The 12,461-nt window shown below is 73.3% G+C and carries 12 protein-coding genes; 10 read left to right on the top strand and 2 right to left on the bottom strand.

Annotation, left to right across the window (positions count from 1 at the left end; genetic code table 11):
- Positions 1-48 precede the first annotated feature (48 nt).
- Positions 49-1,416, top strand: a complete 1,368-nt coding sequence (locus ACY35P_RS03795) for an AMP-binding protein (protein ID WP_462114500.1) — start codon at positions 49-51, stop codon at positions 1,414-1,416.
- Positions 1,417-1,576: 160 nt separating this feature from the next.
- Positions 1,577-1,849 (top strand): GlsB/YeaQ/YmgE family stress response membrane protein, encoded by a 273-nt coding sequence (locus tag ACY35P_RS03790; protein ID WP_462114499.1) that lies wholly within the window; start codon positions 1,577-1,579, stop codon positions 1,847-1,849.
- Between the two features lie 54 nt (positions 1,850-1,903).
- Here the strand turns inward: ACY35P_RS03790 and xth are convergent, their stop codons facing one another.
- Complete coding sequence (gene xth, locus ACY35P_RS03785; protein WP_462114498.1) at positions 1,904-2,695, bottom strand: exodeoxyribonuclease III; 792 nt, start codon at positions 2,693-2,695, stop codon at positions 1,904-1,906.
- A 53-nt stretch (positions 2,696-2,748) separates the two neighbouring features.
- Here xth and ltaE point away from each other — a divergent pair, with 53 nt between their 5' ends.
- Entirely contained in the window at positions 2,749-3,753 is a 1,005-nt protein-coding gene (gene ltaE / locus ACY35P_RS03780; protein WP_462114497.1) for a low-specificity L-threonine aldolase, read from the top strand.
- 1 nt (position 3,754) lies between these two features.
- On the opposite strand, the gene ACY35P_RS03775 is transcribed toward ltaE, so the two are convergent.
- Positions 3,755-5,152, bottom strand: a complete 1,398-nt coding sequence (locus tag ACY35P_RS03775; protein ID WP_462114496.1) for a coniferyl aldehyde dehydrogenase — start codon at positions 5,150-5,152, stop codon at positions 3,755-3,757.
- Between the two features lie 43 nt (positions 5,153-5,195).
- Here ACY35P_RS03775 and ACY35P_RS03770 point away from each other — a divergent pair, with 43 nt between their 5' ends.
- The 7 genes from ACY35P_RS03770 to ACY35P_RS03740 are packed head-to-tail and all read left to right on the top strand — an operon-like array spanning position 5,196 to position 12,438.
- A complete protein-coding gene (locus ACY35P_RS03770; RefSeq protein WP_462114495.1) occupies positions 5,196-5,729 on the top strand; it encodes a gamma carbonic anhydrase family protein in 534 nt (177 codons plus the stop codon).
- A 60-nt stretch (positions 5,730-5,789) separates the two neighbouring features.
- Positions 5,790-6,476 carry an RDD family protein gene (locus ACY35P_RS03765; protein WP_462114494.1) on the top strand — a complete coding sequence of 229 codons (687 nt, stop codon included), beginning with the start codon at positions 5,790-5,792 and terminating at the stop codon, positions 6,474-6,476.
- A complete protein-coding gene (locus ACY35P_RS03760; protein ID WP_462114493.1) occupies positions 6,473-7,480 on the top strand; it encodes a stage II sporulation protein M in 1,008 nt (335 codons plus the stop codon). Before ACY35P_RS03765 ends, ACY35P_RS03760 begins: the two co-directional genes overlap by 4 nt.
- Positions 7,477-8,976, top strand: coding sequence for a DUF4129 domain-containing protein (locus ACY35P_RS03755; protein ID WP_462114492.1), 1,500 nt, complete (start codon positions 7,477-7,479; stop codon positions 8,974-8,976). The genes ACY35P_RS03760 and ACY35P_RS03755 overlap by 4 nt, the downstream gene beginning before the upstream one ends.
- Complete coding sequence (locus ACY35P_RS03750; protein WP_462114491.1) at positions 8,973-10,103, top strand: DUF4350 domain-containing protein; 1,131 nt, start codon at positions 8,973-8,975, stop codon at positions 10,101-10,103. Before ACY35P_RS03755 ends, ACY35P_RS03750 begins: the two co-directional genes overlap by 4 nt.
- Complete coding sequence (locus ACY35P_RS03745; RefSeq protein ID WP_462114490.1) at positions 10,100-11,089, top strand: AAA family ATPase; 990 nt, start codon at positions 10,100-10,102, stop codon at positions 11,087-11,089. The genes ACY35P_RS03750 and ACY35P_RS03745 overlap by 4 nt, the downstream gene beginning before the upstream one ends.
- A complete protein-coding gene (locus ACY35P_RS03740) occupies positions 11,086-12,438 on the top strand; it encodes a DUF58 domain-containing protein (RefSeq protein ID WP_462114489.1) in 1,353 nt (450 codons plus the stop codon). The genes ACY35P_RS03745 and ACY35P_RS03740 overlap by 4 nt, the downstream gene beginning before the upstream one ends.
- Positions 12,439-12,461 lie beyond the last annotated feature (23 nt).

The raw sequence follows: 12,461 nt of genomic DNA, 5'->3' as shown, positions 1-12,461 counted from the left end.
GGAGGGCGGCAGCGTAAAGTACCCGCCGGGAAGCGTCAGGTCGGACACATGTCGGCGGTCATCGGAACGGATCGGTCGGAAGACCTGCGCACGGCCCCGCTGGTGGCCGGCGCCGCCGGGCGCACCGTCGCCTACGACGTCGATGGCCCGGTCTGCCGGTCGCGCTTCGAGCGCCACGTGCGCGCGCTCGCCGCGGCGCTGCCGCCGGCGACCCACGTGGTGAACCTGTGCGACGACCGCTACCGCTTCATCGTCGCCCTGTGCGCCGCAGCGCTGCGCGGGCAGGTGACGCTGCTGCCCACCTCGCGCGCGCCGGCCGTCATCGATGCGCTGCGCCACGAACACCCGGACGCGACCTGCCTGGGCGACGCCGCGCTCGACCCGGCCCCGCCGGCCTACTGGCGCCTGCCCGCGGTGCTCGGCGAACTCGACGGCGCCCCGCTCGCGATCGATCCCGACGCGGTGCTGCTGGTCGGCTACACCTCGGGCAGCACGGGCCAGCCGAAACCGAACCCGAAGACGCTCGGCGCGTTCCAGGTGAGCACCGCGCAGAACCTCGCCGCGATGACCGGCCTGCTGGACGAGGGTGCGACCACGCCGCTGGTCGCGACCGTACCGCCGCAGCACATGTACGGCATGGAGACGTCGGTGATGCTGCCGTTGCTCGGCGACGTCGCGGTGCATTCCGCCCGCCCGTTCTTCCCGCACGACGTCGCGCGCGCCGCGGCCGACTGCCCGCGCCCGCCCGTGCTGGTCACCACGCCGGTGCACCTGCGCGCGCTCGTGCAGGCGCATGGCGACGATCCCGCGTTCCCCATGCCCGCGCTCGCGGGCATCGTTTCCGCGACGGCGCCGCTGCCGCGCGAACTCGCGCAGGCGGCCGAGGCCGCGTTCGGCTGCGAGGTGCGCGAGCTGTTCGGCTCCACCGAGACGTGCATCTTCGCGCGCCGCCGCACCGCCACCGACGAGGCCTGGACATTGCTGCCCGGCGTGCGCCTGTCGCCGCAGCCCGACGGCACGCTCGTCGATGCGCCGCACCTGCCCGTGCCCGTCGCGCTCGCCGACCTCGTCGAGCTGCTGCCCGATGGCGCGTTCCGCCTGTGCGGACGCAATGCCGACCTGCTCGAGATCGCGGGCAAGCGCGCCTCGCTCGGCGATCTCACGCGTCGACTGCTCGCGGTGCCCGGCGTGCAGGACGGCGTGGTCGTGCAACTCGACGCCGACGCGAACGGCGTGCGCCGCATCGCCGCGCTCGCGGTGGCGCCCACGCTCGACGTCGAAACGATCCTGCGCGCGCTGCGCCTGCAGATGGATCCGGTGTTCGTGCCGCGACGGCTTCGCTGCGTCGCATCATTGCCGCGCAACGAAACGGGCAAGCTGCCGCGCGACCGCGTGCTCGCGCTGTTGCAGGGATGACACGCCGGCGCGTGCTTCACGACGCGCCCACAAATTCCGGATGAACGGAGCCGGCCAGCGGCTGTATTCACACGCGGCCGTCACGACCGGCTTTGGAGACTGGACTCGCCCCCAAACGCAGGGGTTCTGAATTCACCCTCTGACTGGAAAGGAGAACACCATGGGTTTCATCATTTGGCTGATCGTCGGCGGCATCATCGGTTGGGTCGCTTCCATGATCATGAAGACCGACGGCCAGCAGGGCGCGCTCATGAACATCGTCGTCGGTATCGTCGGTGCGTTCCTGGGCGGTTGGCTCGGCGGCATGCTGATGGGCGATGGCGGCTCCATCAACAACGGCGATTTCTCGCTGTCGGGCCTGCTGATGTCGCTGCTGGGCGCCGTCGTCCTGCTCGCCATCGTCAACATGTTCCGTCGCGGTCGCGTGCGTTAATCGCTAGCGTCGCTTCGGTGGAAAAAGGCCCGGGATTCCCGGGCTTTTTTCTTTTCAGCCGCCGGCAAGCTCCACCCAGGCCGGTGCATGGTCGCTCGGCCGTTCCCATTTGCGCGGTTCCTTGTCGACGCCGGCCGCGACGCATTCCGCGCGCAGCGCTTCGGACACCAGCGTGAGGTCGATGCGCAGCCCGAGGTTTCGCCGGAACGCGAACTGGCGGTAGTCCCACCAGCTGAACATGCGCTCGTCGGGATTGAGCGCGCGGAAGGCGTCGTGCAGGCCGAGCGCGAACAGGCGGTCGAGCGCATCGCGTTCGGCGCGCGAGGTGAGGATGCGATCCTCGTTCCAGTACGCGGGATCGTGCACATCGCGCTCGTCCGGCGCGATGTTGAAGTCGCCGAGCAGCACCAGGCGCGGATGCCGCTGCAGCTCCGATCCCAGCCAGCGGTGCAGTGCGTCGAGCCAGCGCATCTTGTAGTCGTACTTGTCGCTGCCGACCGACTGCCCGTTCACCACGTACACGTCGACGATGCGCACGCCGTTCACCGTCGCCGCGAGCACGCGCTTCTGCTCGTCCTCGAAGCCCGGAATCCCCGCCTGCACGTCGTCGAGCACGCCGCCGCCGGGGGCGTCCATGCGCGCGAGGATCGCTACGCCGTTGTAGGTCTTCTGGCCGGCGAAGACGCTGCGATAGCCCATCGCCGCGATCTCGGTGTCGGGGAAGCGGGCGTCCTCGAGCTTGGTCTCCTGCAGCGCCACCACGTCGGGGCGGGCGGCGGCGAGCCACTGCTCGAGGTGCGGCAGCCGCACGTTCAGGGAGTTGACGTTCCAGCTGGCGATCTTCATCGGCGAAGTCTAGCCGCAGGGCATCATCGTGGTTCGCCTCCGAAGCCGACGCCATGACCCCGATCGACCTGCGCAGCGACACTGTCACCCGTCCCACCGCCGCGATGCGCGAGGCCATGCTGCGCGCGGAGGTCGGCGACGACGTCTACGGCGAGGATCCGACCGTCAACGCGCTGCAGGCCCGCGTCGCGTCCGATCTCGGCTTCGAGACCGCGCTGTTCACGCCGACCGGCACGCAGGCCAACCTGGTCGGCCTGATGGCGCACTGCGGCCGCGGCGACGAATACCTCGTCGGCATGGACGCGCACACGTACAAGTTCGAGGGGGGTGGCGCCGCGGTGCTCGGTTCCATCCAGCCGCAGCCGATCCCGCACGCCGTGGACGGCACGCTGCCGCTCGATGCGGTGGAGCGCGCGATCAAGCCCGTCGATCCGCACTTCGCGCGAACGCGCCTGCTGGCGCTGGAAAACACCTGGCACGGCCGCGTGCTGCCGATGGCCTACCTGCGCGACGCACGCGAGCTCTGCGACCACCACGGCCTCGCGCTGCACCTCGACGGCGCGCGCCTGTACAACGCGGCGGTCGCGCTCGGCGTGCCCGCGGGCGAGATCGCGCGGCACTTCGACAGCGTCTCGGTCTGCCTGTCCAAGGGGCTCGGCGCGCCGGTGGGCTCGGTGCTGGCGGGCCCGCGCGACTTCGTCGAGCGCGCGAAGCGCTGGCGCAAGGTCTGCGGCGGCGGCATGCGCCAGGCGGGCCTGCTCGCCGCGGCGGCGCTGCATGCGCTCGACCACCACGTCGAGCGCCTGGCCGACGATCATCGCCGTGCGGCGCAGCTTGCGACGCAGCTGGCCGCGCTCGGCCTGCCCGCGGTCGCGCACACCAACATGGTCTTCGTCGACCTGCCGGTGGAGCGGCAGGCGACGCTCAAGGCGCACCTCGCGACGCACGGCGTCGTGATCTCGACCGGCTACCTGCCGACGATCCGCCTCGTCATGCATCTCGACGTCGACGACGACGGCGTCGCGCGCACGGCCGAGGCGTTCCGAGCCTTCGCCTGATTCAGCGCGCGAGCCAGCGGATCACGCGGTCGAGCCGCGCATAGGGCGGCCGCAGCAGGTCGGTGACGGCGAATCGTCGCTGCTCGAAGACCGGCAGCATCTTGCTGAAGGCATCGAAGCCGGTCTGCCCGTGGATCGCGCCCATGCCGCTCGGGCCGATGCCGCCGAACGGCAGGCCCTGCGCGCCGAAGTGCAGGAGCGTGTCGTTGATGGTGACGCCGCCGGCGAGCGTGCCGTCGACGAGCCGCGCCACGTTGGCCGCGGCATGGCTGAAGGGGTACATCGCGAGCGGCCGCTCCAGCGCGGCGATGCGCGCGACGGCGTCGTCGAGCCCGTCGTAGCCGAGCACCGGCAGGATCGGCCCGAAGATCTCCTCCTGCATCAGGCGCAGGTTCGGCGGCGGATCGACGACGAGCATCGGCGGCAGCAGGCGCGTGGCCGGATTGCCCTCGCCGAACGGCGCGATGACGGTGGCGCCGGCCGCGCGCGCTTCCGCGACATAGCCCGACAGCCGCGCGTACTGCGCGTCGTTGATGATCCGCGTGTAGTCGGGGTTGCCCGCGATCTCGCCGTAGCGCGCATGCAGCTGGGCGAGCATCGCCCCGACGAAGGCGTCCCGCCGCGCGCGGTCGACCAGCGCGTAGTCGACGCCGATGCAGGTCTGGCCGGCGTTGAACCACTTGCCCGTCGCGATGCGCGCCGCCGCCGTGTCGAGTTCGTAGTCGGGGCAGACGATCGCCGGCGCCTTGCCGCCGAGCTCCAGCGTGACCGGCGTGAGGTTCGGCGCGGCCGCGGCCATCACCTTGCGCCCCGCCGCGGTGGAGCCGGTGAACAGCAGGTGGTCGAACGGCAGCGACGCGAACGCGGCGCCGACCTCGGCCCCGCCGAGCGCGACCGCGACGCGATCGGCCGGGAACACCTCGGCGAGCACGTCGCGCAGCCACTCGCTGGTGCGCGGCGTGTGCTCCGACGGCTTCAGGAAGACGTGGTTGCCCGCGGCGATCGCGCTCACCAGCGGCACCAGCGCGAGGTTCACCGGGTAGTTCCACGGCGAGATGATGCCGACGACGCCGACCGGCATCGGCCGCACCCTCGCCCGTGCCGGCCACAGCCGCCAGCCCACCGCCGCGCGTCGCGGGCGCGACCAGCGGCGCAGGTGCGCGAGCGCGTGGTCGATCTCGGCGAGCACGATCAGCGTCTCGGCGATCAGGTTCTCGTGCGGCGAGCGATGGCCGAAGTCCGCGCGGATCGCGGCGTCCATCGCCGCCTGCCGCGCGCGGAAGACGGTGCGAAGGCGCTCGAGGTCGGCGCGTCGCTGGGCGACGTCGGGGCGATGGGACTGCCAGGCCGCCCGCAGGTGGCCCAGCGTGTCGTTCAGGTCGGGCGTCGTCGGGGTCATGCGGGCGGGCCGGACGTCGGAGGGCACAGCCTACAATCCGCGCATGGCGATCCGACCCTATCTCGAACATCTCCCGGTCCTGGGCGCGCGCGCCTATGTCGACGAGGCGGCCACCGTCATCGGCGACGTCGTGCTCGGCGAGGACGTCTCGGTCTGGCCGGGGACGGTGATCCGCGGCGACGTGAACTTCATCCGCATCGGCGACCGCACGAACCTCCAGGACGGAACGGTCGTGCACGTCAGCCACGACGGCCCGCACGCCAAGCTCGGCGGCTTCGCCACGCGCATCGGCAGCGACGTCACCATTGGCCACAAGGCGATCGTGCACGCCTGCACGATCGAGGACGCGGTGCTGATCGGCATGGGTGCGATCGTGCTCGACGGCGCGATCGTGCGGAAGCACGGCTTCGTCGGCGCCGGTGCGGTCGTGCCGCCGGGCAAGGTGGTGGGCGAGCGCGAGCTGTGGCTCGGCAACCCCGCGAAGAAGGTGCGCGTGCTGAGCGACGCCGAGGTGGAGGCGCTGTACTACTCGGCGCAGCACTACGTGCGCCTGAAGGACCGCTACCTCGCCGGATGAGCCACGGGTAGAGTCGGGGGGCGGGCGCCGTGCGTCCCACCGTCGCACCGCAGGGACCGCATGCCGCTCGACACCTACCTCGAAGTCGTGACGCCCGAAGGCGTGGCGCTGCACCTGCCCGTCGCGGGCCCGGTGCCGCGCGCCTGCGCCTGGGTGATCGACGTCGCGCTGCGGCTGATGATCGCCGTCGCCGCGTCGATCGTGCTCGGCCTGTTCGGCGCCGCGGGCTCGGGCGCGATGGCCGTGCTCGCCTTCGCGATGTACTGGTTCTATCCGGTCGCCTTCGAGGTGCTGTGGAACGGGCGCACGCCCGGCAAGCGCGCGCTCGGCCTGCGCGTCGTCGCCGCCGACGGCGCGCCCGTGGGCTGGCGCGCTTCGTTCACCCGCAACCTGCTGCGCGTGGTCGACATGCTGCCGTTCGGCTATGCCGCCGGCCTGCTCGCCTGCCTCGCCGACCCGGCCGCGCGCCGGCTCGGCGACATGGTGGCGCGGACGCAGGTGATCCACGACACGGAAGCGACGGGGACGGACCTCGCGCCCGTCGTGCCGCCGCAGCCGCCCGCGCTCGCGCTGCGTCCCGACGAACAGGCCGCGGTGATCGCCTTCGCCGAACGCGCGCCGCGACTGTCGGACGCGCGCCGCGACGAGCTCGCCGGCATCGCCGCGCCGCTGGTGGCCGCGCAGGGCGCGCAGGCGGCCACGCGCCTGTACGCGGTCGCCGGCTGGCTGCTGGGACGCCGCGCATGAGGCAGGACGCGTTCGTCGCGCGGCACGGGACCGAGTGGGCGGACTTCGAGCGCTGGCTCGACACGCGCGGCGAGGATCCACGCCGCGCGCGGCGCGAGCGGTCCACCGCCGCGTTCGACGATGCCGAGGCGCCCGCCCGCTACCGCCGCATCACCCAGCACCTCGCCCTCGCGCTGCGGCGCGGCTACAGCCCGCCGGTCACCGCCCGCCTGCAGGCGCTGGCGCGGCGCGGACATGCCGTGCTCTACCGCGCGCCGGCGCCGCAGTGGCGCCGCGTCGCGATCTTCCTCGCCGCGGGCTTCCCGCGCCTCGTGCGCGAGGAGTGGCGCTGCATGCTCGGCGCCGCGGTGCTGCTGTACCTGCCGATGGCGATCGTCTTCGCCGCGATCCTGCAGCGGCCGGAGCTTTCGTCGGCGCTGTTCGATCCGGACCAGCTCGCGCAGTTCGAACGCATGTACGACCCGGCGGACGCGACGCGCGCGCTCGGCCGCGAGGCCGGCACCGATGTCGCGATGTTCGGCCACTACATCTTCAACAACATCTCCATCGCCTTCCGCGCGTTCGCGAGCGGCGCGCTCGCGGCGGTCGGCGCGGTGGTGGTGCTGGTGGCCAACGGCCTGATCATCGGCGGCGTCGCCGGGCACCTGCAGGCGGTCGGGCACGGCGATCCGTTCTGGCGCTTCGTCTGCGGGCATGCGGCGTTCGAACTCACCGCGATCGTCATCTCCGGTGGCGCCGGCCTGCAGATCGGCCTGCGCCTGCTCGCACCCGGCCAGCGGCGGCGGATCGACGCACTCGCCGAAGGCGGTCGGCGCGGCGCGCTGCTGTGCGCCGGCGTGTTCGTGATGCTGGTGGTCGCGGCGTTCATCGAGGCGTTCTGGTCGTCGGTGGCCGCCTTGCCCGCGTCGGTGAAGTTCGGCGTCGCCGCGCTGCTGTGGCTCGCGGTGGGCACGTGGCTGCTGCGCGGCGGCCGCGGCCTGCCGGTGGACGGCGACGCCGCATGAGGCTCGACGCCGTCACCGTCGCCCTGCGCCCGCGGTCGTCGTGGGAGGCCGTCGAGCTCGGCACCGCGCTGGTGCGCCGGCATGCGGGCGCGGTGTGGCGTCCGTGGTGCGCGGTGACGCTGCCCGCCTTTGTCGTCGCGAACGCGGTCGGCGTGCTGGCGGGCATGCCGATCGTCGCGATGCTGCTGATGTGGTGGCTCAAGCCGCTGTTCGACCGCCTGCCGCTGTTCGTGCTGTCGCGTGCGGTGTTCGGCGACATGCCCGACACCCGCACGACGCTGCGCGGCGCCTTCGCGCGCAGCGGCCGGGCGCTGGCCGCGCAACTGCTGTGGCGACGCCTGAGCCCCGCGCGTTCGCTGCTGATGCCGGTGGACATGCTGGAAGGCGCCGGTGCGGCGCAGGCGCGCGCGCGGCGACGCGTGCTCGGCGGGCCGGCCTACGGCATCGCCTCGCTGTGCTTCGCGGTCTTCGCGGCGTTCGAATCGGCCCTCGTGCTCGGGCTGGTCGCGCTGCTCGTGCTCTTCGTGCCCGACGAATACATCAAGGCTTCGCTCGAATCGCTGTGGCGCGCGGTGCGCGACGCGCCGGCGTGGCTGCAGGTCGCGGAGAACGCGGTGCTGTGGATCGCCACGAGCCTGCTCGAGCCGTTCTACGTGGGCACGGGCTTCGGGCTCTACCTCAATCGCCGTACCGAGATCGAAGGCTGGGACATCGAGCTCGTCTTCCGTCGCCTGCGTGCGCGGCTGCAGGCGGCCGCCGGTGCCGCGCTCGTGCTCGCCGTGCTCGCGATCGCGCCGATCGCACAGTCCGCGCCGGCCGCGCCGGCGTCGGGCGACCGCATCCCCGCGGGCTTCGGCCCCGAATACCGCGATCCCGCCGCGTTCGAACGGGCCGCGGGCCGCGCCTTCGCCGGGCCGCAGCTGCATCCGAAGCGTCGCGTGACGGCCTGGGAGCCGCGCGATCCCAAGCCGGACCGGAAGCCGGGCGACGCGCCGAAATGGCTCGAGGCCGTCGCCGCGGCGGCCGGCCTGGTCGGCAAGTTCGGCCTGTGGGCGATCGCCGGGGTCGTGGTGCTGCTGCTGGCGGTGACCGCGCGACGCTGGTGGCCGTGGCTGCGCGGGCTGTCGATGCCGCCGCCGCGCGCGCCGTCCGACGCGAGCGAACGCAGCCTGCCGGTCGAGGTCCCGCTGCCCGACGACATCGTGGCCGCGGCGCGACGCCTGTGGGCCGCGGGGCAGGGCCGCGAGGCGCTCGCGCTGGTGTATCGCGCCTCGGTCGAGGCGATGCTCGCCGCCACCGGCCGCGTGCTGCCGCCCGGCGCGACCGAGGCCCAGTGCCTGCGCGCCGCGCAGGCGCTGCCCGACGAACCGCGCCGCGCGTTCGCGGCCGTCGTGCGCCAGTGGCAGTACGCCGCCTGGGCCAAGCGCCTGCCCGCCGCCTCCGATTTCGACGACGTGCTCGACACCGCGGCACTGCAGTTCGGGTGGCGCGCATGAGGGCTCGCGGGTGGATCGCGCTCGTCGCCGTCATTGCGCTGGTCATCGCGGGGATCGCGACGTGGTGGTTGCGCACGTACCACCGCGTCGAGCGCTGGGTGGACCTGCCGCGCACCGGCGCGGCGGCGACCGATCCGCTGTTCGCGCTGAAGCTTGTGCTGGAATCGCAGGGACGTCGCGTCACCACCGCGCGTCGCATCGATCCGCGCGCGACGACGCTCGCACCGGACGACACCCTGCTGTTCGACGGCGACCCGCGCACGCTCGATGCCGCCACGCGCACCGCGCTGCTCGACTGGCTGCGGCGCGGCGGCCACCTGATCGTCGCGGTGCCTCCGCCGGATCCGGTCGGCGACGTCTTCGATCCCGCGCATGGCAGCACGCTGCCGGTGCCGCTGTTCGACGCCGTCGGGGTGCGCGTCGAACGCGTGCTGCGGACCCGCTGCGTGCGCTCGACCGACCTTCCCGCGCTGCCCTGCAACGGCCGGCGCTTCCACGCGCCCGCCGGCGCCATCGTTCGCATCGGCGACGACGAAGGCGAGGTCGTCGCGCGCGTGCGCGTCGGCGCCGGGCGCATGGACGTGCTCGCCTCGCTCGATTTCGTGACGACCGACGCGCTCGAGCGCGTCGGGTCGCGCGCGCTCGCGGCGCAACTGTTCGCCACCGACGCTCCGCACGGCCGCGTGCACCTCGTCCACGCCGATGCGCTGCCCTCGCTGTGGCGAACGCTGGTCACGCGCGGCTGGCCCGTGTGGGCGCCGCTCGCGTTGCTGCTCGCCGGCGCGCTCGCCTCGCGCATGCGGCGCTTCGGGCCGCTGCTGCCCTCGCCGGTGCCCGAGCGCCGGTCGCTGCTCGAGCACGTCGCCGCGAGCGGGCGCCTGCACTGGCGCTTCGGCGAAGCCGATCGCCTGCATGCCGCGCTGCGCGAGGCCTTTCTCGCCCGCCTGCGCCGCCGCGATCCCGAAACCGCCGCGCTCGACGGCGAGCCGCAGCTGGTGCGGCTCGTCGAACGCCTCGGGCTGCCCGCCGCGTCGATCCGCGACGCCCTCACCTCCCCCGACCCGCGCGATGCGAAGGCCCTCGTCGCGCGCATCGCCACCCTCGTCCGCATGGGAAACCGGCTATGACCGACGCTCCGCCTCCTCCACCCGCGCCGCTCACCGGCAAGAGCCTCGCGCATGCCGCCGCGCGCCTGCGCGAGGCCGTGTCCGGCGCCTTCGTCGGCCAGCCCGACGTGCTCGAGCAGATCCTGCTCGCGCTGCTCGCCGGCGGCCACGTGCTGATCGAGGGCGTGCCCGGCCTCGGCAAGACGCTGCTCGTGCGCGCGCTCGCACAGGCGCTCGACTGCGCCCACGCACGCGTGCAGTTCACCCCGGACCTGATGCCGAGCGACATCAGCGGCCACGCCGTGTGGGACCCGAAGACCGAGACGTTCTCGATCCGCCGCGGCCCGGTGTTCACCAACCTTCTGCTCGCCGACGAGATCAATCGCGCGCCGGCGAAGACGCAGGCCGCGCTGCTCGAGGCGATGGCCGAGCGCCAGGTCACGATCGAAGGCCAGAGTTTCGCGCTGCCGCCGCCGTTCATGACGCTGGCGACGCAGAACCCGCTCGAGCACGAGGGCACGTATCCGTTGCCCGAGGCGCAGCTCGACCGCTTCCTGCTCAAGGTGCTGATCGGCTATCCCTCGCGCGAGGACGAGGTGCGCATGGTGGCGGATGTGAGCCGCGGCGCCGCGAGCACGTTCGACCTCTCGCGCGTGCCGCGCGTGCTGGGTCCCGGCGACATCGTCGCGATGCAGGCCGCCACCGCCGCGCTGCACGTCGACGACCAGATCGTCGACTACGCCGTGCGCATCGCCGCGAGCACGCGTGACTGGGCCGGCATCGCGCTCGGCGCCGGTCCGCGCGGTTCGATCGCGCTGGTGCGCTGCGCGCGTGCGCAGGCGGTGCTCGCCGGGCGCGACTTCGTGACGCCCGACGACGTGCGCGAGGTCGCGCTGCCCGCGCTGCGCCATCGCATCGCGCTCGCGCCGGAACTGCAGCTCGAAGGCCAGTCCACCGACACCGTGCTGAAGGCGCTGCTCGCCCGCGTGGACGCGCCGCGCCGGTGACGCGCCTGCGCGCCCGCGGCGGCTGGCCCCGACCCGCGCCCGCGTTGCTGGCGGTGCTGGGCGCGTGGGCGGTCGTCGGCCTCGCGCTGCTCGCGGGTCGCATCGAGCCCACGGCCTGGTTCGCCGCCGGTGGCCTCGTCGCGCTCGTCGCGGTCATCGATGGCGCGCGCCTGCTGCGCCTGCCGCTGCCGTCGGTGCGCCGCGACATTCCGGAGACGTGGGCGGTCGGCGTCGAGCGGCCGGTGACGCTCGTCGTCGACGAGGTGCCCGCGCGGCTGCGGCTCGACGTCTTCGACCTGCATCCGGGCGCGTGGTCGATGCACGGCCTGCCGCGCCGGCTCGCACTGCGGCCCGGCGTCGAGACGCGCGTCGACTACCACGTGACCCCCGATGGGCGCGGCGACGTCGAGTTCGCCGGCACGCAGCTGCGCGTCCTCTCGCCGTGGCGACTGCTCGACCGCGACGTCGTGGTCGGCGCGCCGCGGCGCGTGCGCGTGTATCCCGATTTCGCGCCGCTCGCGCGCTTCGCCACGTTCAGCGCCGAACAGGCGTCGCGGCTGGTGGGCGCGCACCTGCGGAGGCGTCGCGGCGAAGGCACCGACTTCCACCAGATGCGCGAATACCGCGTCGGCGATTCGCTGCGGCAGATCGACTGGAAGGCCACCGCGCGCACGCGCCGGCTCGTGTCGCGGGAATACCAGGACGAGCGCAACCAACAGGTCGTACTGATGCTCGACACCGGCCGCCGCATGCTCGCGCGCGACGCGGCGCCTGCGAACGCAGGGGCCACGTTGAGCCACTTCGACCACGTGCTGGATGCGGCGCTGCTGGTCGCCTGGCTCGCACTCCGGCAGGGCGACGCCGTCGGCCTGCTCGCGCACGGCGGCGCTGCCGCCTGGGTGCCGCCTCAGCGCGGCGCATCGGCGATCGACCGCCTCCTGCGCGGCAGCTATGCGCTTCAGCCGCGGCCCGTCGCCACCGATTTCCTCGCCGCCGCGACCGATCTCTCGCTCCGCCAGCGCCGGCGCGCGCTGGTGATGCTGGTGACCAACCTGCGCGACGAGGATATGGACGACGTGCTCGCGGCCGCGCGCCTGTTGCGGCGCCGGCACGTCGTCTGCGTGGCAAGCCTGCGCGAGTCCGTGCTCGATGCGATGCTCGCGGCCGACGTCGGCGACCTGGACGACGCGCTCACGGCCGGCGCCACCGCGCAGTACCTCGCGGGCCGCACGGCCGCGCACGAGGCGCTGCGCGGGCACGGGGTGGTGGTGCTCGACGTCACGGCCGACGCCTTGCCCACCGCGCTGGTCGAGAAGTACCTGGAGATCAAGCGCGCCGGCGGGCTCTAGCCCGTCGCGTTCGCGAAGGCGGT

Source organism: Lysobacter xanthus, from assembly GCF_047159895.1.
The sequence above is the reverse complement of the archived record's forward strand: the minus strand, read 5'-3'. Positions and strand labels throughout refer to the sequence as shown.